The following is a 21,241-nucleotide window of genomic DNA, read 5'->3' as shown; positions in this document are numbered from 1 at the left end:
CTCCCTTGAAGCTGATGCAGAACCCATGAAGAAGGCTCCGTTTTTCGTTTTTCTGACAGCCTTGGGGCTGCTGGGCGGCCAGGCTCTGGCCGCCCAGCAGCCTCCCCAGAGCTCCCACGGCCGCAGGACCGTAGCCGCCGCCCATCAGGACAGGCGGGCGGCCCCGGCAAAGGCCGCGGGCAAGAAAAAAAACAACGCCAAGAGCAGAGCCGCTTCCGGTAAAACCGGCAGCGCAGCTCCCTCCTCGCAGTCTGCACAGAAAAAAGGACTGGAGAAGCAGAGCCGCGACCTGCAGCAGCAGATCGGCCGCCTGCGGCAGGACATCTCACAAAAGCAGGTGCAGAAGCGCAAGGAGGCCTCCGCCGCGCAAACCGCCAAAAAAGAGCTGAACGCCTCCAACCAGAAGCTAGAGCGGCTCGACACGGAGAAAACAAAAACCCGCAGCATCCTCAACAACATCCGTGTGCAGTCGGGGCAGGTTGTCTCGAAGCTGGCCACGACAAGGCAGAACATCGCGGTCAACGCAAAGCTGCGCTATCTGCACGCCGGGGAAAAGCCCTGGGAGAGCGTGCTCTCCGGGACTTCGCCGGCCAAGGTCAACAGAAACGCCGCGGTTCTGGCCTATCTGGCCGACCGGCATCAGAAAAAAGCCGGCCGGCTCGAGGACACGAAGGACCTTCTTCAGCATCAGGCCGAGAAGACCGCCAGCCGTGAAAAAACACTCACGGCCGTCGCCGCCACGGAAAAAGCCAACAATCAGCGCATTGCGGCCGGGCAGGAGCTTCACGAAGCCAATGCCAGGAAGCTCGAGCAGCAGATCTCCAGCCAGCAGAAACAGGTCGAGGAACTGCAGCGCGACCAACAGCGTCTCGCCGCACTGATCCGCCAGATCGACATCGCCATCGCCGAACAGGAAAAAGCGCGCAGGCAGAAGCTCGCGCGGCAGCGCGAGGAGCTCAAGCGCAAGGCCGAGGAGCGTAGGAAGCGTGAAGCCGCGCTGGCTGAAAAGAACAGGCAGACCGGCAGGACAAGCCGTCCTCCAGCCCCGAAGGAAGAGCCCGAGATGCCTCCAGAGGAGCCTGCGCGCGGCAGTTTTGCCAAACTGCGCGGCCGCCTCCCGATGCCGACCTCGGGAACGATAGCCGGCAGCTTCGGACAGAGCAGAAACGGCGCCGGCGTCTGGCAGGGCCTCATGATCCGCGCCTCGCAGGGCAGCCCCGTGAGGGCCGTGGCCGAAGGAACTGTTGTCTATGCCGGCAAGCTGCGCGGATACGGCAATCTGCTGATCCTGGATCACGGCGAAGGCTACCTCTCCGTCTATGCGTACAACAGCGCCCTGCTGAAGGCAAACGGAGCGCACGCCTCCGGCGGCGAGACGATTGCGCGGGTCGGACCGGGCGAAAACGGAAACGCCCCTGGCTTATACTTTGAAATCCGATATAAAGGCCGTCCTATCAATCCGAGGCCCTGGTTGAAGTAGCCGCTGCGGGGCAAGCCTAGAAACGTCCACCAGAAAGGACCCTCTATGAAATTTCCATTCAAAATAAAAATGATTACCCTGGGCATCGCCGCCGGCCTCGCGCTCACGGCCGGGGTGGACGCCTGGGCGGACAAAGCCTCTCCTGCTGAAAACAGCGCCCTGCCTTTACAGGAAATCCGCCAGTTCACGGACATATTCGGAGCCATCAAATCCTACTATGTCGACCCCGTGGGGGATAAAAAACTGCTCGAGCAGGCTGTCACCGGCATGGTGTCGGGGCTGGATCCCCACTCCGCTTACCTTGATCCCGAATCTTTCAAAGACCTGCAGGAGGGCACGGAAGGCGAGTTCGGCGGACTGGGCATTGAGGTGACGAAGGACGGCCGCAATGGAGTGCAGGTCGTCTCGCCAATCGACGACACACCTGCGGCCAAGGCAGGCATCCGGGCGGGCGACCTGATCGTCAAGCTCGACGGTCAGTTCACTTACGACCTGCCGCTGTCCAAGTGCGTCAAGCTCATGCGCGGTGAACCGAAGACCCCCATCACTCTGCAGATCGTCAGAAAGGGCGAGAAAAAACCCCTGACCATCAAGCTTGTGCGCGACATCATCAAGGTGCAGTCCGTGAAGTCAAAGGAGCTGCCCGACGGGCTCGGCTACATCCGGATCACCCAGTTTCAGGAAAGAACCGTGGCCGATCTGGTGAAGGCCCTGCAGTCGCTCTCGAAGAGCGGCCACCTCAAGGGCCTGGTGCTCGACCTGAGAAACAACCCGGGCGGCCTGCTCGACGCAGCGGTCGGCGTCTGCTCCCAGTTCCTGCCGCAGGGCTCCCTTGTGGTTTCCACGAAGGGCCGGACGCCGGACTCCAACAAGGAATTTCTCACCGGTCAGCAGCTGCACTTCAACGCTCCGGCAGGAGCGAGCCCCGAGGAGGCCAAGACGGTGCCCATGGTGGTGCTGATCAACCCGGCCAGCGCTTCCGCTTCTGAAATCGTCTCCGGTGCGCTCCAGGACCACAAACGCGCCACACTCATGGGGCAGCGCTCCTTCGGCAAAGGCAGCGTCCAAACCATCTTCCCTCTCGCCGGCAGCACGAAGGACAGCCCGACCGGCATCAAGCTCACGACAGCCCGTTACTTCACCCCCTCGGGCCGGACCATTCAGGCCACCGGCATCGTCCCGGACATCGCCGTCGATGACACCCCGGAAGGAAATTACCCGTCTTTTAACATCCGGGAAGCCGACTTAGAGAACCACCTGACAGTGGACGGCGCCCCTGCTGAAAAAAAGAACGGGAACGACGACGCGGCCCCGGAGGATGATTTCGACCGGCCCGCGCCCAAGCTGACGTACCACTTCGGCGACGACAGCGACTTTCCGCTGCAGCAGGCCGTCCATTTTCTGAAGGGCGAGCCGGTGGCCCGCTCCAAGCCCGTCTCCGGCAGAAAAGCCGCCAAGCAGGCAGAGGTCTCCCCCGGCAAGGCCGGCGACGCAGCCCCCTGAGAGCCCAGTTGTTCTCGTCACTCCTTAGAGGAAGGATCGCAGACATGATGCAGGAAAAGGAAAAAGAGCGCTACCTCCGCCAGATGGCCGTAAAGGAATGGGGCGAAAAAGGACAGGAGGCCATGAAGAAGTCCACGTTTCTCATAATCGGGGCGGGCGGACTCGGCTGCCCAGCCGCCCAGACCCTGGCTGCATCGGGAGCCGGCAGACTGCTGCTGGTCGACGGGGATGTGGTGGAAACGAACAACCTCTCGCGGCAGTTTCTGCATACCGCCGAAAGACTGGGGATGAACAAAGCTGAAAGCGCCGCCCTCGCGCTGCGCGCGCTCAATCCCTACGTTCAAATTGAACCGATTCCGCGGCGGGTGGATGAAGAAGCACTAAGAACCCTTGTGCGCAGGGCCGACGTCGTACTCGACTGCTGCGACAATTCAGCCACCCGGCACGCCGTCAACCGGGTCTGCCACGATGAGCGCAAGCCCCTGGTCACGGCCGGGTGCATCCGGGCAATGGGTCAGATCAGCGTCTTTGACTTCAGAACCCAGAGCGAGCCCTGCTACGCCTGCTCCTTCCCGAAGGACTCAGAGCAGGACCTGAAGGCCTCCAGCCTGGGGGTGCTCACGATCCTCACGACCCTCATGGGGACCCTCGAGGCCGCTGAGGCCGCCAAGCTTGTGACGGGCGCAGGCAGCGTCCTGACGAGCCGGCTGCTGCTCGTGGACCTTCTGCACGGGGACTTTCAGACCCTTGCGCTGACTCCTGATCCCGACTGTCTGGTCTGCGGCCGGCGCCGCAGCAGCTCCGCCGGCCTCTCCTGAGGGTTTCGGCTCTTGCGGGCGCCGGGGCCTACAGCCTGGGCTCCCAGAGCGTCTGCGCCCTGACCTCGACCGTGCGGCCCCGGGCCGCCGCATCGATCGAGCTTGAACCCGCGTGCAGAAACTCCAGTACGCCTTTCAGCCAGGAGGGTGCGGCGCTGCCCTGTGCTCCGGAGAGCATCATATCGGCGATGCTCTGAGTGGCGGCAGGCTGCAGGTACTTCAACTCTGCGTCTCCTTTTATGCCCGCCAGCTTCGAGGCCTCTGCCACGGCCGCGCCAAAGTTGCCCAGCTCGTCCACAAGCCCCCGCTGCTTCGCCTGGCGCCCTGTCCAGACCCGCCCCTGCCCGACTTTGTCAACAGCGGCCGTCGTCATGCCGCGGGCTTTGGCGACCCTTGCAAGGAACTTGGCGTAAGTGTTGTCAACCTGCAGCTGCGCGGCCTGCAGCTCATCGGGCCCGGGCCGAGCAATCAGCGAGGCCTCGCCGCCCTTTTCTTCCGTCTTCATGCCAGAAACGCCCACTCCAAGGCGGTCAAGCACTTTCTCAAAGGAAGGCATAATCCCGAACACGCCGATGGAGCCCGTGATGCTGAGCGGGCTGGAGACCACCTTGTCTGCTGCAGTCGAGACCCAGTAGCCGCCCGAGGCCGCCATATCCCCGAAATAAGCGACGACCGGACGTCCGGTTGAGCGGAATCCCTTCAAGGCCTCGCGGATCTGCTCCGCGGCCACAGCACTTCCGCCTGGAGAATTGATCTGGATGATCAGGGCCTTGAGGCTGCTGTCGGCCTGAGCGGCCTGAATCAGGGGCACAAGGCTCTGGGAGCTCGCCTTGCCTGTCCCGACCGGGCCTTCGGTGATTTCTCCCTCCAGGGTCACGACGCCGATTTTCGAATCGGAAGCAACGCTGCCGGAGGCGGCGAGCAGGTACTGGTCAAAGCCGGTGAAAGCGTTCTCGCAGCCGTCCTTCACGCACGACTTCCCGGCCAGCCGGCTCCGGAGATCGCTCCAGCTTGACAGCGCCGTGATCATCCGGGCATCGGCAGCGGCCTGGGCCGCGTCGCCGTTGTGCTGGCGCAACAGCTCCAGGTACCCGGAAATCCAGCGGTGGACTGCGCCGGCAGGCATCCCCCTGGCCGATTCCATCAGGCCGGTGAGCTGTTCCCATTCGTCCCCCATCCAAGAGCGCTGGGCTTCAACCGCCTCCGGGCTCGGACCTGAACGCGTATAGACCTCGGGGGCGCTTTTGTAGGCGCCCGCCTTCACGACACTCACCGTGATCCCCAGCCGGTCGATAAGCCGCCCCCAGTACAGGCCGGAAGACTCCAGGCCCCGGAGCTTCACCTCCCCCATGGGACTCATGTAAGTCTCATCGGCGTTCGAGGCTATCGCCCAGCGCGCCTGGCTGTAGGTGTCCGCCCAGGCGTAAACCTTCCGTCCGGTTTTCCGGAACCGCTGGAGGGCATCACCGATTTCCTGCACGGACGCCGGACCGGCGGAGGCAAGGCCGTCGAGCCGGAGCACAACCGCCCGGATCCGCGGATCCCGGGCCGCGAGGTCAAGAGCTTCGGTCACGTCGGAAATGGTGGTTTCCTCCACGCTCTGGCCCATGACCTTTGAAACTACGCTTCGCCCCGTGCTCAGCGTCGAGGAGGACATCACAAGAGAACCGTTCAGGGGGATCTCCAGAATGGTGCCCGAGGGAATTCCCGGCGTGGAAAAGGCAAGCCAGACCACGGCGGCGATCGCCAGCAAGACCAGAAGGAACAGCAGGTTGGCAGCCGCCCGGCGGGCCGTATCAATTCCCCGGTAAAGCGCTTTGAGCAGACGAAGCATTCCTCTCTCCCGATCCGGCATCCGGCCTGTTCGGCCGCTGCCGCCTCCCGGGGTGGATTTCCCACGGGAGGAATCCTAAAAACAACGGGAGCCGTCCCTTTTTGCTGGGGGAGCTCCCGTTTCCGGCGCAGCCTCTGAAGAACGGGCTTCAGTCGTTGTACATCTTCTGCTTGATTTCGCGGCGCTGCTGGGCTTCCAGCGACAGTGTGGCAGTCGGGCGCGCAAGAAGCCGGGCGATGCCAATGGGCTCTCCTGTTTCGGCGCACCAGCCGTATTCACCGTCATCGATGCGCTTGAGGGCCGCCTGGACTTTCTTCAGTAGCTTGCGCTCACGATCCCGCGTCCGCAGCTCCAGTGCATGCTCTTCCTCGATGGTGGCACGGTCATTGGGATCGGTCGCAGTCTGGGTCTGCCGCATGCTTTCAGTAGTTTGGCCCGCATTATGGCGAAGCTCACTTTCCATTGCCTGCAGCCGGGCGCGAAAGAAATCAAGCTGCGCTTCATTCATGTAGTCATCGTCTGACATACTGAGAAGCTCTTGTTCGGTGATGATCTTCTTTTTTGTTGCCATTTCAAACTCGCTGTAAGCCTGCCGTTACCTGTTGCTCTTTTCCGGGAATTTCTATTTCCGGGAGGGGGTATTTAACCACTTTTTCGTCTCTTGGGGGGAAGTTTTTTCAGTTTTTTTCTTCCCGCCGGCCCGACGCTGCCTCAGCACAGGCAAGCGTCCAGACCCTTGATGAGCGCCTCTTTCGGGAGATTCCTTCCGATAAAGACGAGCTGGGTCGCCGGCTTACCCTCCCAGGGCCCGAAGGCCTGGGTGCCGGCCACCATGTGCACGCCTTGAAGCACGAGCCGGCGGTCTGCGCCCTGGAGATAGAGAATGCCCTTGTAGCGCAGCAGGTCCGGCCCGTAGACATTCACGAGCGACATAAAGTAGTGCTCGAAGCGCTGGGGATCGAACGGCCGGTCCGACTGATAAAGAAACGAGCCGATCTCATCGCTGTGGTGGTGATGATGGGCCCCGGTGAGGAAATCCGGTGCAACGTTGAGCACATCGCTCATGTTGAAGCCCTTAATGTTGATCACCACGTCAACCGGGCAGTTGCCCATGTTGACCTCGCGGATCTCCGCATGGGGGTTCATCTGGCGCAGCCGTCCCTCCAGGTCCTTTACCTTGGCGGCGTCCACCAGGTCCGTCTTGCTCACGAGAATCCTGTCGGCAAATCCCACCTGGGACTGCGCCTCCGGCTGCTTGTCGAGCGTAGCCTCGCCGTTCAGGGCATCAACCACCGTGATGACCCCGTCGAGCCGGTAGTAGGCAGCCACCACGTCGTCCATGAAAAACGTCTGGGCAACGGGACCAGGATCGGCGATTCCTGTCGTTTCAATGACCACCCAGTCGAACTTGGCCTCCCCGCGCTCCTTTTTGCGGCGAAGATCCGTCAGGATGCGGGAAAGGTCCCCGCGGATGGTGCAGCAGATGCACCCGTTGTTCATGGAAACGATCTGCTCAGCCTCGCTGTGCACCAGCAGTTCATCATCGATGCCCGCTTCACCGAACTCGTTTTCAATGACGGCGATCCTGTGCTTGTGGTCTTCGTGCAGAATGCGGTTAAGCAGCGTGGTCTTGCCCGCGCCAAGAAAGCCTGTCACGATGGTTACAGGAATCAAGGAATCGAAAAAAGCGTCCGACATTTCAAAGCCTTCAAAAAATCTTTAAACCAGCTTAAGGTGAAGCCCCTTCAGGTACTCGCCCTCGGGGTAGGTCATCAGCAGCGGGTGATCGGCCCCTGCTCCAAGCCATCCCGCCAGCCAGGCATCGACGGCGGCGTCCTGAACGGCGCCGGCGATGATTTTCTGGAACAGCTCGCGGCTGACGGCTCCGGAGCAGGAAAAGGTCAGGAGATGCCCGCCTGGGGACAAAAGCTTGAGTCCATTCAGACTGATGTCCTTGTAGGCTCTCGCAGCCCGCTCGACATGATAATGACTTGACGCAAACTTGGGAGGGTCGAGGACAATGAGGTCATAGCGTCTGCCGGACTCACGCTCCCTGCGCAGAAAATCAAACACATCGGCCTCCACCCACGAGAGGGATTGTCCGTCAAAGCCGTTTCTGTCCGCGTTTTCGCGGGCAAGCGCCAGAGCCTCCCCGGAAGAGTCCACGGAAGTGACGCTTTCCGCTCCGCCCTTCATCAGTGCAAGTGAGAATCCGCCGGTGTAGCAGAAGCAGTTCAGGGCCCTCAGGCCCCTGCCGTTCTTTTCCCGAAAGTTCTTCGCCAGCCTTTGGGCGAGCAGGCGGTTTTCCCTTTGGTCAATGTAAAAGCCCGTTTTGTGCCCGATGCGCACGTCCACGCCGTACTCAACGCCGTCCTCTGTCACGGTGATTTCCCGGGGCGGCTCTTCACCGCACAGCAGCCCGGCCCGCTTGGGCAGCCCCTCGCGGAGCCGCACAGCGGAATCTGACCGTTCATACACACCGCGGCAGCCTGTGATCTCCATGAGCATCTCAGCCAGCTTCCCGCGGCGGCTTTCCATGCCTGCGGAGAGAATCTCACAGACCAGATAGTCCCCGTACCGGTCGACGATCAGTCCCGGCAGCTGATCAGCCTCGCCGAAAACAAGCCGCACTGCGGTCGTCCTCGAAGCCAGATCTGCTCGGGCCCCGACGGCGGCGCGCAGCTTCTGCTCAAACCACCGCTCGTCGATCACGTCATCGGCGCGGAAAGACCAGCAGCGGGCGCGGATGGCAGAAGAGGGAGACCAGGAGGCCCATGCAAGAAAGCGGCTGTCGTGCGCCGTCACCCGGACCAGATCCCCTGACCGAGGTTCTCCGGAAACCCTCGCTACGGCGGATTCGTACACCCAGGGGTGGCGTTTCAGGAGGGACTTCTCACGCCCTTTTTTCAGCACCACTTCAAACATGATTTGCTCCTTTGGCGGGCAGTCCGCCCTCCGGGATATCGACCTCGCCCTCAAAAACGATGGCCGCCGGGCCGGTGAGATAAACGGGCCGGGGCTCGCCGTCTGCAGCCTGCCACTCAATGAGGAGGCGCCCGCCGCGGGCCTGGATTTCGACGGCGGAGTCAAACAGCCCCCTTCGCATTCCCGCCACGGCCGCCGCGCAGGCGCCGGTTCCGCAGGCCAGCGTCTCGCCGGCGCCTCTTTCCCAAACCCGCAGCCTAGCGCTCGAGCGGCTCAGCGGCTGCAGAAAGCCGACGTTTACGCGCCTGGGGAAAAGGGGACTGTTCTCCAGATCCGGGCCGATCTCGGACACCCGGGCTTCATCGACATCGCCAACTACCATGACGGCGTGGGGATTGCCCATGGAAACCAGAGACACCCAACAGTCCTGCCCGCCGGCCCGCACCTCCCACAAGGTATCCGTCCCGCGGGAAAGGTGAGATACGCCCTGGCAGAGAAACGGTAGCTCCTCGGGCTCAAAGCGGGGAAGCCCCATGTTCACCCTGACGCGGCCGTCATCGCAGAGCCTGGGCTCGATGACGCCCTTCATGGTCTCCACGCGGATGGAGCGCTTGTCTGTCAGACCCTTTTCAAAGACAAACTTCGCGAAACAGCGCGCTCCGTTGCCGCACTGCTCGACTTCGCCCCCGTCCTGGTTGAAGATCCGATAGCGAAAGTCCGTATCCGGCCTCGAGGCCTTTTCGACCACCAGGATCTGGTCGGCGCCGACGCCCATGTGCCGGTCGCCCAGAAAGCGGATCTGATCCGCATTCAGATGAAAAGCGCTTCGGGTGCAGTCGAGGACGACGAAGTCGTTGCCCGCACCCTGCATTTTTGTAAAGTGGATTTTCATAGTTAATAGACGGAAGGCTCTCCTTCCGGTCTCGTTTTAAACCTTCTGTGCGTCCAGAGGTACTGATCAGGGAACCTGCGGATCCAACCTTCCAGCTCGCGGTTGATTCTGGCGGTGTCCGCCACGTAATCGCGCGTCGGAAACTCCTCCATTCTCTTCAGGTGCACCGTGTAGCCTTCGGCGGTCATCTCGGCCACACACCACAAAACGGCTGCCCCGGTGAGCCTCGCCAGCCGGGACACCATGGGAATGGTGGCCGCCTGGACTCCGAAGAAGGGGACGAAAACGGAGTTCTTCCTGCCGTGATCCATGTCCGGAAGGTAATAAAAGGGAAGCCCCTGGCGCATCGCCCGAATGACCGGCCTCAGATCCGAATGCCCGCTTTTGGGGATCAGCACAGGGTTGCTGAAGCGAAGCCTGCCCTTCAGGCAGGCCTCGTCCCATGCGGCGTTGGCCTGCTTCTGATACAGGGAGACGCCGCGGACATAAGTATTAAAAGCTATCCCCGCCGCCTCAAGCCCCAGGAAATGCGGCGAGACAACAATCAGCGGCCGGTTGGTCGGGTCTGTCACGAGCTCCAGGCCCTCGAAGCGGACCAAGCGCTGCACTTCCTCGCGCGAACCCTTCCATAAGACTGCGTGATCCAGCGCCGCCCGGCCGGCATTCTGATAAGTCCTGAGGGCCAGATCCCGCCTTTGCTTCTCGGAGAGCTCGGGCATGCACAGCTTCAGGTTGGTGAGCGCGATATGTCTTCTCTTCGGGACTGCAAGCCACAGCACATTTCCCAACAGCTTTCCGAGCGCCGCGCGCGTCCTCACGGAGGTGCCCGACAGCAGGCACAGCAGCCGGATGCACAGCTTCGCTGTGTAAAAATAAAACTTATCCATGGCGAGCCTCACTTTCCTGCGGCGGCCTCTGCACCCCCGAGGGGCATTTGTAGCGGTTGTAGCTCCACAGGTACTGTTCCGGAATCCGGCGAATCACTCCTTCGAGAGCCTTGTTCATCGCCGCGGCGTCCTTGTTCAGGTCGCCCGTCAGGTCTCCCTCCCAGCGGCGCGCGTCGATGACCCAGCCCTTGCCGGGGACGCGCCGCCCCCAGGCGACGATTCGGATGGCATTGAACTGCCTGGCCAACTTGAGCGGCAGGGTCATCGTGTAAGCCTTCCTGCCCCAGAAATCCGCCCACACGCCTTCTCCCTTTGAAGGGACCTGGTCGGGAAGCACACCCACGATCTGTCCATCCCTGAAGGCGCGGACCAGCTCCCGAACCCCCTTGAGATCGGCCGGAGCCGGCACGATGCCCGGAGTCTCCCGGCCCTTTTGCACCGCCGGGCGGAGAATGGCCTTGCGCGGCGTGCGGTAAAGGATGGCCATATAGCGCCCCTCGGCCTGAAGGTGCCTTTGCGCAAGCCACACCGGAGTGATTTCAAAGCAGCCGATGTGCGGCGTCAAGAACAGAACCGGGCGGCCGCTGGCGAGCGCATCGGCAATGAGACGGTCAGCCTGCTCGGTCGCTTTCACGTACTTCATGAGCTCCCGGTGAGGGCGCTTCCATATCCAGCCCGACTCAATGGCCTGCATGCCCAGTTGCCGGCTCACTTCGCGGGCCATCGCCTCGGGCCGGTACCCCGCCTGCCTGAGGTTTTCGCTCATTCTCCGGTGAAATCTCGGAGCACAGCGCCAGACCACCTCCCCCAGAAAACCGCCTATCGGGTGGAGAATGCATAAGGGAATGACGGAGATAAGCCAGAGCACAAAGCGCATGTCGCCACTTTATCGGCCGCGGGCCGGAACCGCGGGAAGCAATAAGCTAATACTTTAGCCAAAAACGCCGCCCGCAGGCCGGACCGAAGCAAAAAAATTGGAAAAGAATATAATTCTGCCACTTCGCCGAGTTAAGAAGACAACTTGCGGGGCGAAGTGATGTTCGATCTATACCGCTAAAGCGTCAGCGCATGCCCGGTGCGGCTGCAAGCGTGGACGCTTTCCCGCTGAACCGTACATATGGAGCATGCAATGGGAAGCAATTTTCTTTTCACATCTGAATCGGTGAGCGAAGGCCATCCCGACAAGGTGGCCGACCAGATCTCAGATGCTGTTCTGGACGCCGTCATCGAGCAGGATCCGATGGCCCGCGTTGCGGCAGAGACGCTGTGCGCCACCGGCCTCGTCGTCCTTGCCGGTGAAATCACCACGACAGCCAACGTCGATTACATTGGCATCACCCGCCAGACCCTGAAATCGATCGGGTATGACAACACCGAGTACGGAATCGACCACCGCGGCTGCTCGGTTCTCGTCGGCTACGACAAGCAGTCCGCCGACATCAGCCAGGGCGTGGACAGCGCAAGCGACGATCCCCTTGAAACCGGCGCCGGCGACCAGGGCCTGATGTTCGGCTACGCCTGCGACGAAACCGACACGCTTATGCCGGCCCCGATCTATTATGCGCACCGGCTTATGCAGCAGCAGTCCATTCTCCGCAAGAACGGGACGCTGCCGTTTCTGCGGCCGGATGCGAAGAGCCAGCTGACCTTCCGCTACGTGGACGGGCGCCCCTCTTCCATCGACACGGTCGTCCTTTCGACCCAGCACTCTCCGGAAATGAGCGACGGCAATAGGATGAAGCCCGAGTTTACGGAGGCCGTCATAGAGGAGATCATCCGGCCCGTCCTTCCGAAGGAATGGATCACCGGCGAAACGAAGTTTCTTATCAACCCGACCGGCCGCTTCGTCGTGGGCGGCCCCCAGGGCGACACCGGCCTTACCGGGCGCAAGATCATTGTCGACACCTACGGCGGCGCCTGCCCGCACGGCGGCGGAGCCTTCTCCGGCAAGGATCCCACCAAAGTGGACCGCTCGGCGGCGTACGCCTGCCGCTATGTCGCCAAAAACATCGTCGCCGCAGGCATTGCCAGGCGCTGCCAGGTGCAAGTGGCCTACGCAATTGGCGTCGCCCGTCCGATGAACATCACCGTCCGCACCTTCGGAACCGGCCGCATCCCGGACGAGGAAATCTCGAGAATCGTGGCCGAAACCTTCGATCTGCGTCCCGCCGGCATTATCAAGATGCTGGACCTCCGGCGCCCGATCTACTTCAAGACGGCCTGCTACGGCCACTTTGGGCGCGAAGAGCCGGAATTCACCTGGGAAAAGACAGACAAGGTCGATGTCCTTCGGTCCAAGGCGGCTCTTTAACCGTTAAACTTTAAGCCGCTTCTGGCGAAGGCCGGCGCTTGAGGCCGGCCTTCGCCTTATCTGATCCTTCGACGCCGGCTGCGTCAGTTCCGTTCATTTCAGGACTTTCCATGAAAAAACGCGTTCTAACTGGAATCACCCCCTCGGGCACCCTTCACCTCGGCAACTATGTTGGAGCCCTGCGGCCCTGCATCAATCAAAGCCGGAATCCGGATCTCGACTGCTTCTATTTTCTGTCGGATCTGCACGCCCTCATCAAGTGCCAGGATCCCGAGCGGCTCGAAAGGTCCCGCCTGCAGATTGCCGCTACATGGCTGGCTGCCGGTCTCGATCCCGAAAAAGTGACTTTCTACCGCCAGAGCGACCTGCCGGAAACCACGCTCCTGGCATGGATGCTGACCTGTTCGTGCTCCAAGGGCCTGATGAACCGCGCCCACGCCTACAAGGCAGTCGTCGAAGCGAGCGAAGCCGCGGGCGAAGATCCTGACGCCAAGGCAACGATGGGGCTTTTCTGCTATCCGATCCTGATGGCGGCCGACATCCTCATCTTCAACGCTGATCTCGTGCCCGTGGGAAAGGATCAGATCCAGCACCTCGAAATGGCCAGGGACATCGCGACACGCTTCAACAACACCTACGCGCCTCAGGGGAAGCCCTTCTTCCACATGCCCTATGCGCTTGTCGACGAGTCGCTCGAGCTTCTGCCCGGCACAGACGGAAGGAAAATGAGCAAGAGCTACGACAACGTGATCCCTCTGTTCGAAGGCGGCTCGAAAGCTCTCAAGGAAATGGTGAGCCGCATCGTCACGGATGACCGCAAGCCCGGAGAGCCTAAGGACCCGGACTCGACCTCCCTGACGCAGCTCTTCAAGGCCTTCTCCACCCCCGAACAGTACGCACTTTTCCGCGAAGAGCTGAAGGACGGCCTGGGATGGGGAGAGGCAAAAAACCGGCTTTTCAATCAGATCGAGGGGGAAATCGGTCCGATGCGCCCCCGCTACGAGAAGTTCATCAACGAGCCTTCCGTGATGGAAGACATCCTTCAGGCCGGCGCCGCCAAAGCGAGGAAGCTTGCGGCCCCGTTCGTGGCAGAGCTCGTCAAGGCCACAGGACTACGTTCCTTCACTCAGTTCAAGGGAAGCGCGCATTCCCTGGGCGTCCGCAAGGAACCCGCCAAGAGCCGGTCCGCCGGCTTCAAGCAGTACCGCGAGCAGGACGGAACCTTCGGCTTCAAGCTTGTGGCCGCCGACGGGACCGTGCTGCTGGAAAGCGCGGGCTGGAAGAGCGGTGCGGAGGCCGGCAGGGCCGTCTCGCAGCTTAAGAAATCCGGCCTTCAGGCCCTGGACGCTCTTGCGGCGGTGAAGATTCCGCAGGGAGTCACCCGCGAACAGCTCGCTGCCGCCTTCAGTTCACTTGCCTGAGCGGCCTTTTCCGAAGATTCTGAACAGAGGACGAAAAATGACCAAACAGTACAGCCACGAATTCTCAGTGGCGGATATGGGGCTTGTCGAATGGGGCCGCAGCGAAATCCGCATCGCTGAAACCGAAATGCCCGGCCTCATGGCGATCCGCAAGGAGTACGAGGGCCGCAAACCCCTGGCGGGCGCGCGCATCTCCGGCTCCCTGCACATGACCATCCAGACGGCGGTCCTGATCGAGACCCTCCTGGACCTCGGAGCGGAGGTCCGGTGGACTTCCTGCAACATTTTCTCAACTCAGGACCACGCGGCCGCAGCCATAGCCGACGACGGCGTATCGGTTTTCGCCAAAAAAGGCGAGACAGTGGAGGAATACTGGGAATACGCCCACAAGATCTTCGAGTGGCCCGACGGGGGCTTTTCCAACATGATCCTTGACGACGGCGGAGACGCCACCCTGCTCATGCACCTGGGCAGCGCTGCCGAAAAGGACCGCTCCGTGCTCGACCACCCCTCGAACGACGAGGAAAAAGTCCTCTTTGCCTCGATCCGCAGACACCTCGAGGCCGATCCCCGCTGGTATTCGGAAAGGGCGTCGCGCATCAGGGGCGTGACCGAGGAAACCACCACAGGCGCCCACCGGCTCTACCAGCTTGAAAAGAACCGGCAGCTGCTGTTCCCCGCAATGAACGTCAACGATTCGGTCACCAAGAGCAAGTTCGACAACATCTACGGCTGCCGCGAGTCTCTGGTCGACGGCATCAAGCGTGCGACCGACGTCATGATCGCCGGCAAAATCGCAGTGGTGGTGGGCTACGGAGACGTCGGCAAAGGCTGCGCGCAGGCTCTCCGCGCCCTTGCCGCGCAGGTCTGGGTCGTGGAGGTCGACCCCATCTGCGCGCTGCAGGCGGCTATGGAAGGCTACCGTGTCGTGACCATGGATTGGGCGGCGGACAAGGCCGACATTTTTGTGACTGCGACCGGCAACTGCAAGGTCATCACCCACGAGCATATGCTCAGGATGAAAAACGAGGCCATCGTCTGCAACATCGGTCATTTTGACGCGGAAATCGATGTCGCGTCCATGCGGCAGTACCCCTGGCACAACGTCAAGCCGCAGGTCGACGAAATCGAGCTGCCGTCAGGCAACCGGATCATCCTCCTCGCTGAAGGGCGTCTCGTGAACCTGGGATGCGCCACCGGTCACCCGAGCTATGTGATGTCCAGCTCCTTCGCCAACCAGGTTCTCGCACAGATCGAGCTCTACACCAAAAAGGACCAGTATCCGGTCGCGGTCTACACGCTTCCGAAAATCCTAGACGAAAAAGTTGCCCGGTTGCAGCTCACCCGTTTCAACGCTCAGCTGTCCACACTCACCCAGGAGCAGGCTGACTACATCGGCGTGCCGGTGAACGGCCCCTTCAAGAGCGACTCCTACCGGTATTGATCCGGGCCGGAGCGTCCAGAAACCGGGCGGACCCCAAGCTCGGTGGCGACCCAGTCAAACGGGATGTCGTGCGCGGCCGGCTCGAACAGGCCGTCCGCTCTGCACGCCTCATAGGCGACGGCCAGCGTCTTCGGCCGGCTGGCGGGATTTTCCAGCATTCGGTCGAAGCAGCCGGCCCCGTAGCCCAGGCGGAAGCCCTGCGACGTAAATCCGACGCAGGGAGCGATGACCAGGTCGGGGAAGGCCTGGCGCTTCACCCTAGGCACCTTCGTGTGGAACACGTCCTCCACCAGTTCCTCTCCCGGCCGCCAGAGGCAGTAGGTCATGCTTTTGCCCCTGCCGACGACCGGCAACGCGAGGCCTCGGGCTGATTTCCGGGAGACCCAGGCGGACAAGGCTGGCAGCAGATCCGGCTCACAGTGGATCGGGGTGTAGAACCCCACCAGAAAAACATCCTCCTGCGTCTCAAGCCACGCCCTGACGTGCTCCGCCAGTCTCGCCCCGAGCTCCGGGTGCTGGAGGGCGAGCTGCCGCCTTCTTTCCAGCAGCTCCGCCCGCAGTTCTTTCCTTCTGTTCAGTTTGTTTATCATTAACATCCCCTGCTCGCGCTGGCGGCGCGGCTCTGGGAGTCCCGGCCGCCGTCTCGTTCGCCGCGCATTCGATATTTGCTGAATAAAGAATGAATTTTAAAGATATCGGGCTGCTTTTTTCCGCCTGCCTGCTGGCAGCCTCGAGCCCGTCCGCCCAGAGCGCGCCGTCTGAAGCCGTCCGGTTTCCGCAGACGGCGCCAGCCTCGCCCGCCTCGGGCTTTCCCTCCGCTGACTTCCTGTTCCAGGCCTATCCCAGAACAACCCAGGACGACGCCTTCGCCGCCTTCATGGCGGGCCGCCGCGCGGGAGCGCTTGCCCCCGAAGACAAGGCCTCATACGCCGCTCAGCTTCAGAATTACCCGCTGTCAGACTACATCGTTGCCTGGAATTTCTACGACGCCGTGAAGGCCGATCCAGCCGACGAAATCACCCTCGAGCAGGCCCTTGCCTTCATCCAGGACCACCGGGGCGAATACGTCACAGAAAGACTGGGCACCGACCTCGCCCGCATTTACGCGCCCAAGGGACGCTTTGAAGTCTTTCAGAAGCTTTACGCGCCACTGCAGTGGAACAAGGAAGAACCCGACCTCAAGGCCTGGAGCGAGGTCTTCCGCCTGGAGCAGGGCGAGGGCAGCGCGGGCGAAGCCTGCGAACTGCTCGCCGCCGCCCCGAGCCTGCGCTCCGACTACAGCTCTGCGCTGGCCGATGCCGTGCTGCAGCGCAGCCCCGACCAGGCCTGGCCCGTCGCTTTTCTCCTGATTCAGGGGCGGAACCTGACCAAGGCCCGCCAGATCGCCTCTTCCTACTCGCAGCTGAGCCCGGGGGCGGTGTCTTCGCTGTTTTCCAATCCCTCGGGGTTCCTCGAAGGCACCCCCGCCCCGGACAAAGACAGCTTCATCGCAGCCGTCCTTCTGGAAGGGCTCAAGGATCCGGACGCCGCGGCCGAGTCGCTGTCCGCCATGCCGTCAGGGACGTCTCTTTCCGCGCAGGATCTGGACCTGCTGTGGAATTTCCTGGGCTACCGCCAGGCCCTGAACGGAGATTTCGACAGCGCCCGCCTCAGCTTCTCAAAGGCCGCTTCCATGAAGCCGAACAGCGCTCTGTACCAGCCCGACGCCGTGGCCGAGTGGCGCGTCCGCTCAAGCCTCGCACTGAAGGACTGGGGCGGGGTGGAAAGAGCCGTTTCCCTCATGAGCTCGTCCAGGCAAAGGGACGAGGGCTGGCAGTACTGGCTTGGAAGAGCTCGTTGGGAGACTGGCCGGAAGGCCGAAGCCGCGAACATTCTCACCCCGCTTATGAAAAAGCATAGCTATTACGGAAAGCTCGCCTGCGACCTGCTGAACCAGGACTATCCGGGAGAGAGCCTCCCGAAGCCCGGAATCAGCGAGGCAGACGTCGGGCAGTGGATGCAGAACCCCAGCATCATCAGGGCCATCATGCTGCGGCGCCTGCGGCTGTATTCCATGGCCTCGAGAGAGTGGAACTGGGCGCTGCGGGGGGCGAACCAGAGGCAGCTCGCCGCAGCGGCCGAATATGCAAGGCGCATTGGACTGGCGGATCGCATGATTAACACTGTGGGAAAACTCTCCGACGAGACGTTCCTGTCGCAGCTTTCCTTCCCTACGCCGTCGCTCGCCATGGTTTCGCGCATTGCCTCCGAAGCCCAAGTTCCCGCCGCCTGGGTCTACGGCGTCATCCGGCAGGAGTCCAGGTTCATGCCCGCCGTGTCCTCCGGGGCAGGCGCCCGCGGCCTGATGCAGCTGCTGCCGGCCACTGCCAAATGGACGGCGAAACAGTATGGCGTTTCATCAGACCCCGCCAATCTGGACGATCCGGCCACCAACATCACGCTCGGCAGCTACTATCTGAAATTCCTGAACGATAAATTCAGCGGACAAAAGGTGCTGGCCACCGCCGGCTACAACGCGGGCCCCGGCCGCTCCGTCACATGGCGCGCGAGGCTTTCCGCTCCCATGGAAGGAACCGTTTTCGCGGAACTTATTCCCTTCAGAGAAACCAGGGACTATGTCAAGAAAGTCCTGGGCAACACGGCCGAGTACCAGCGCATTCTCGAGCCCTCCCAATCCCGCGGAACCCTGAGCGGGCTCCTCGGGACCATTTCCCCCGCAGGAGCAGAGCAGCCGTGAAACCTCAGATTTTCATCGTCGGCGGATACGTGAGGGACCTGCTCCTTAAAGAGGAGGGCTATGACGTGATCCCGCAGGACCGGGATTTCGTAGTGGTGGGAGCCACGCCGCAGTACATGGTCCAAAAGGGCTTCCTGCCCGTGGGAGCTGATTTTCCCGTCTTCCTTCATCCCAAAACCCACGAGGAGTACGCCCTGGCGCGGACCGAGAGAAAAACAGGCCCCGGCTACCATGGCTTCACCTTCCACGCCTCTCCCGAGGTCACCCTCGAGGAAGATCTGGAGAGGCGGGACCTGACCATCAACGCCATCGCAATGGACAGTCTCGGGCGCTTCATCGATCCATGGGGCGGCAGAAAAGACATCCGGGACAGGATCTTCCGGCATGTCAGCTCTGCCTTCCGCGAAGACCCCGTGCGCATCCTGCGGCTCGCCCGGTTCAGCGCCAGGCTGCCGGACTTCAGCATCGCGGAGGACACATGGAGACTGCTCACGGACATGGTCCGCTGCGGAGAGGCCGACGCGCTGGTTCCTGAAAGGGTCATGCGCGAACTGTCCAGGGGACTGATGGAACAAAAACCCTCGCGCATGATCCGCGTCCTCTCCCGCTGCGGAGCGCTCGAGCGCGTCATTCCAGGGCTGGAATGCGACGAAGAAACCCTGCGCTGCCTTGACGAATCCGCCCAAGCCGGCGCGGCCCTGCCCGTTCGCTTCACTGTCCTGCTCAGCCGCAGCGGCCAGCGCGCCGGCAGCATAGCCCGCGGGCTCAGGACAAACGGCGAACTTCAGGGCATGGCCGACCTGATCTCCAGATGCCTGCCCGGCGTGCTGAACCCTCCGACTGCGCAGCAAGCTGTTCACATATTTGAAAATTCAGACTTTTTCAGACGCCCGGAACGGTTTCGAAACCTGTTGGCGGCGGCCCGATTCTTAGGCAGCCCCTGGGGCGACAGGTGGGAGACCGCCTCGGCCGCAGCAAAGTCCATTGTCCCCAGGAGTGTCGTCGCCCAAACCGCCGATCCGTCCGCCATTCCGCAGGCCATCCGCGCCGCGCGCGAGCGGGCCGTCGAAACCGTTCTGTCCGGAGAACCGCAATGACAACACTGCCGGAAATCGCCGCGGGATGCATCCGCATTTTCATCGAAGACCTCCGGGTCGAGGCCCGGCTAGGCATTTATCCGAGGGAAATCAACAGCCCGCAGACCATCCTGGTCACCCTCGAAGTCTGGATTCCAAGAGCCCGCCTGGACGATGCGATCGAGAATACCGTCAATTATGACGATCTCTGCGACATCGCCCGGCAAGTCCTTCAGAGCGGCCACCTCAATCTGGTAGAGAGCGCCGTTGAAAAAATGCTCGCCCGGCTCGCAGCCATGCCGGGAGTAAAGGCGGCGCGAGTCTGCTGCCGCAAGCCGCACGCCGTGCGCGGGGCCCGCGCGGCCGGCGTCGAAGCTCTTTACATAAAGGAGTGATCCATGACGGACACAATGATTCCCATCCGCCCGCTGAACCAGGAGGAAGAGCCTGGTTCCAAAGGGACTGTTGCACAGGCCGCCCCGAAGGTCAAGAAATCGGTTGAGGCCAAAAAGCTGGAAAAAAGGATCGTCCGGCTCACCGGGCAGGCGATCTGCGACTTCGGGATGATCGCAGAGGGCGACAAGGTCGGAGTCGCAATGTCCGGCGGCAAGGACAGCTACGTGCTGCTTGAGACGCTGCTCAAGTTGCAAAAGCGGGCGCCGATCCACTTCGACATCATGGCGATCAACGTTGACATGAACATGCCGGGCTTCCCCCACGAGTTGCTGCCGGAGTACTTTCGAAAAATCGGCGTTGCTTATCACATTGAGCGGCAGGACACATACAAAACCATTTTGAAGCTCATCCCCACCGGGCAGCACATCTGTTCGCTCTGCTCACGGCTCAGGAGGGGCATCCTCTACTCTGCGGCCGACCGCCTCGGAATCACAAAAATTGCGCTGGGCCACCAGATGGACGACATCGTGAGCACGCTGCTGCTCAACATGTTTTACAGCGGCAGGCTCAAGGGCATGCCTCCCGTGCTGCGCAGCGACGACGGTCGGCACATCGTGATCAGGCCGCTCGCCTATGTCCGTGAATCGGAGACCGCCCGATGGGCCAGGCTTCAGGGCTATCCGCTCATCCCCAAAAATCTCTGCGGGCTGGCGGAAAACAAAAAGCGGCATGAGATCAAGGAAATGATGAAGCGCTGGAACCGGGAGGACGGTGACAGGCTGTACAACATTTTCATGAGCATGACGCGCGTCACCCCCTCGCACCTGATGGATCGCACCTTATGGGACTTCAGCAACTTCAAGGCCCTGGCGCCGGACACTCCGCCGCTCAAGCCCCGGCGCTCCAGGGGCGGAGAGAAATCCCAATCGCGTTAAAATAATCGTCCATGCCGCCAGGGATCTCCTTACCCCGCCGCGGCGGTTGACCAGCTTGCTTATCTTTCTGATGGAGAGGCAGAGAACATGCGCGCACGTTCCATGAAAGTGATTGATCTCGCGGTTCATCACGTGGAAACCATCACCGCTCAGGTTTCCATCCGCGAATGCGCCAAGGCCATGCGCTCGCATCATGTCGGCAGCCTTGTTGTCGTCAACGAGAAAAACGAGCCCACAGGAATGATCACGGACCGCGACGTCGCCATCGAGGTCGTCGCGACCGGCAGGGATGCCGATGCGACAAGCGTGGGAGAAGTCATGTCTTCCCCGGCAGTGGTCACGAAGGGAGAGGAGAACATCATCGACGCTCTGGCCCGCATGCGTGAATTCGGCATCCGCCGGCTCCCCGTTGTGGACGGTGAAGGAAAGCTCGTCGGCGTGGTGACCAATTCCAACATGCTCGAGGAACTTTCCATGATGCTCGACAGCATCGTGAGAGACATCAAGTCCTCCAAAACCCGCGAAATCGCAGAAAGGCCCTGAGCCGCCCGATCCGAAGCTGCCGTCCTATCTCGTCCCTGC

Annotated in this window: 19 protein-coding genes; 11 read left to right on the top strand and 8 right to left on the bottom strand. The window is 61.8% G+C overall.

Translation table 11 applies throughout. The features are described 5' to 3' along the window. Positions 1 to 25: 25 nt before the first annotated feature. The 3 genes from MAF45_RS01890 to MAF45_RS01880 are packed head-to-tail and all read left to right on the top strand — an operon-like array spanning position 26 to position 3,801. Positions 26 to 1,480 (top strand): peptidoglycan DD-metalloendopeptidase family protein, encoded by a 1,455-nt coding sequence (locus MAF45_RS01890; RefSeq protein WP_237977864.1) that lies wholly within the window; start codon positions 26 to 28, stop codon positions 1,478 to 1,480. Between the two features lie 45 nt (positions 1,481 to 1,525). Beyond that, entirely contained in the window at positions 1,526 to 2,983 is a 1,458-nt protein-coding gene (locus tag MAF45_RS01885) for a S41 family peptidase (RefSeq protein WP_237977863.1), read from the top strand. Positions 2,984 to 3,027: 44 nt separating this feature from the next. Further along, entirely contained in the window at positions 3,028 to 3,801 is a 774-nt protein-coding gene (locus MAF45_RS01880) for a HesA/MoeB/ThiF family protein (protein ID WP_237977862.1), read from the top strand. Between the two features lie 28 nt (positions 3,802 to 3,829). Here the strand turns inward: MAF45_RS01880 and sppA are convergent, their stop codons facing one another. The 7 genes from sppA to MAF45_RS01845 all read right to left on the bottom strand — a co-directional run bounded on the left by sppA (position 3,830) and on the right by MAF45_RS01845 (position 11,216). Then, entirely contained in the window at positions 3,830 to 5,635 is a 1,806-nt protein-coding gene (gene sppA / locus MAF45_RS01875) for a signal peptide peptidase SppA (protein WP_237977861.1), read from the bottom strand. 148 nt (positions 5,636 to 5,783) lie between these two features. Next, on the bottom strand, positions 5,784 to 6,206 hold the full coding sequence (dksA, locus tag MAF45_RS01870) for an RNA polymerase-binding protein DksA (RefSeq protein ID WP_237977860.1): 423 nt from the start codon (positions 6,204 to 6,206) through the stop codon (positions 5,784 to 5,786). Positions 6,207 to 6,346: 140 nt separating this feature from the next. Further along, positions 6,347 to 7,333: a CobW family GTP-binding protein gene (locus tag MAF45_RS01865; protein ID WP_237977859.1), complete on the bottom strand. Its 987-nt coding sequence runs from the start codon at positions 7,331 to 7,333 to the stop codon at positions 6,347 to 6,349. 21 nt (positions 7,334 to 7,354) lie between these two features. Then, positions 7,355 to 8,560 carry a class I SAM-dependent rRNA methyltransferase gene (locus MAF45_RS01860; protein WP_237977858.1) on the bottom strand — a complete coding sequence of 402 codons (1,206 nt, stop codon included), beginning with the start codon at positions 8,558 to 8,560 and terminating at the stop codon, positions 7,355 to 7,357. Further along, positions 8,553 to 9,452, bottom strand: coding sequence for a diaminopimelate epimerase (gene dapF, locus MAF45_RS01855; protein WP_237977857.1), 900 nt, complete (start codon positions 9,450 to 9,452; stop codon positions 8,553 to 8,555). Before dapF ends, MAF45_RS01860 begins: the two co-directional genes overlap by 8 nt. A gap of 2 nt (positions 9,453 to 9,454) precedes the next feature. Next, entirely contained in the window at positions 9,455 to 10,339 is an 885-nt protein-coding gene (locus MAF45_RS01850) for a lysophospholipid acyltransferase family protein (RefSeq protein ID WP_237977856.1), read from the bottom strand. Next, positions 10,332 to 11,216 carry a lysophospholipid acyltransferase family protein gene (locus MAF45_RS01845; protein ID WP_237977855.1) on the bottom strand — a complete coding sequence of 295 codons (885 nt, stop codon included), beginning with the start codon at positions 11,214 to 11,216 and terminating at the stop codon, positions 10,332 to 10,334. Before MAF45_RS01845 ends, MAF45_RS01850 begins: the two co-directional genes overlap by 8 nt. A gap of 252 nt (positions 11,217 to 11,468) precedes the next feature. Between MAF45_RS01845 and metK the strand changes: the two genes are divergently transcribed. The 3 genes from metK (at position 11,469) to ahcY (ending at position 15,515) form a co-directional block, all read left to right on the top strand. Next, positions 11,469 to 12,650, top strand: coding sequence for a methionine adenosyltransferase (gene metK, locus MAF45_RS01840; RefSeq protein ID WP_237977854.1), 1,182 nt, complete (start codon positions 11,469 to 11,471; stop codon positions 12,648 to 12,650). A 110-nt stretch (positions 12,651 to 12,760) separates the two neighbouring features. After that, the gene (locus MAF45_RS01835) at positions 12,761 to 14,071 is read left to right on the top strand and encodes a tryptophan--tRNA ligase (protein ID WP_237977853.1); all 1,311 of its coding nucleotides are present in this window, start codon (positions 12,761 to 12,763) and stop codon (positions 14,069 to 14,071) included. Between the two features lie 37 nt (positions 14,072 to 14,108). After that, the gene (ahcY, locus tag MAF45_RS01830; protein ID WP_237977852.1) at positions 14,109 to 15,515 is read left to right on the top strand and encodes an adenosylhomocysteinase; all 1,407 of its coding nucleotides are present in this window, start codon (positions 14,109 to 14,111) and stop codon (positions 15,513 to 15,515) included. Here the strand turns inward: ahcY and MAF45_RS01825 are convergent. Further along, positions 15,503 to 16,105 (bottom strand): 5-formyltetrahydrofolate cyclo-ligase, encoded by a 603-nt coding sequence (locus MAF45_RS01825; protein WP_237977851.1) that lies wholly within the window; start codon positions 16,103 to 16,105, stop codon positions 15,503 to 15,505. The genes ahcY and MAF45_RS01825 overlap by 13 nt on opposite strands. Positions 16,106 to 16,194: 89 nt before the next feature. On the opposite strand from MAF45_RS01825, the gene MAF45_RS01820 reads away from it, so the two are divergent. From MAF45_RS01820 to MAF45_RS01800, 5 genes are all read left to right on the top strand, one after another. Continuing rightward, positions 16,195 to 18,252 carry a lytic transglycosylase domain-containing protein gene (locus tag MAF45_RS01820; protein WP_237977850.1) on the top strand — a complete coding sequence of 686 codons (2,058 nt, stop codon included), beginning with the start codon at positions 16,195 to 16,197 and terminating at the stop codon, positions 18,250 to 18,252. Next, positions 18,249 to 19,349: a tRNA nucleotidyltransferase/poly(A) polymerase-related protein gene (locus MAF45_RS01815; protein WP_237977849.1), complete on the top strand. Its 1,101-nt coding sequence runs from the start codon at positions 18,249 to 18,251 to the stop codon at positions 19,347 to 19,349. The genes MAF45_RS01820 and MAF45_RS01815 overlap by 4 nt, the downstream gene beginning before the upstream one ends. Further along, positions 19,346 to 19,723, top strand: a complete 378-nt coding sequence (locus MAF45_RS01810; protein ID WP_237977848.1) for a dihydroneopterin aldolase — start codon at positions 19,346 to 19,348, stop codon at positions 19,721 to 19,723. The genes MAF45_RS01815 and MAF45_RS01810 overlap by 4 nt, the downstream gene beginning before the upstream one ends. 3 nt (positions 19,724 to 19,726) lie before the next feature. Next, positions 19,727 to 20,659: a tRNA 2-thiocytidine(32) synthetase TtcA gene (gene ttcA / locus MAF45_RS01805; RefSeq protein WP_237977847.1), complete on the top strand. Its 933-nt coding sequence runs from the start codon at positions 19,727 to 19,729 to the stop codon at positions 20,657 to 20,659. Positions 20,660 to 20,746: 87 nt separating this feature from the next. Then, positions 20,747 to 21,202: a CBS domain-containing protein gene (locus MAF45_RS01800; protein ID WP_237977846.1), complete on the top strand. Its 456-nt coding sequence runs from the start codon at positions 20,747 to 20,749 to the stop codon at positions 21,200 to 21,202. Positions 21,203 to 21,241 lie beyond the last annotated feature (39 nt).

This window comes from Mesosutterella porci, from assembly GCF_022134585.1.
In the GTDB taxonomy this organism is placed as follows: domain Bacteria; phylum Pseudomonadota; class Gammaproteobacteria; order Burkholderiales; family Burkholderiaceae_F; genus Mesosutterella; species Mesosutterella porci.
Note: the sequence above shows the minus strand (reverse complement) of the source record. Positions and strands in the feature narration are given on the sequence as shown.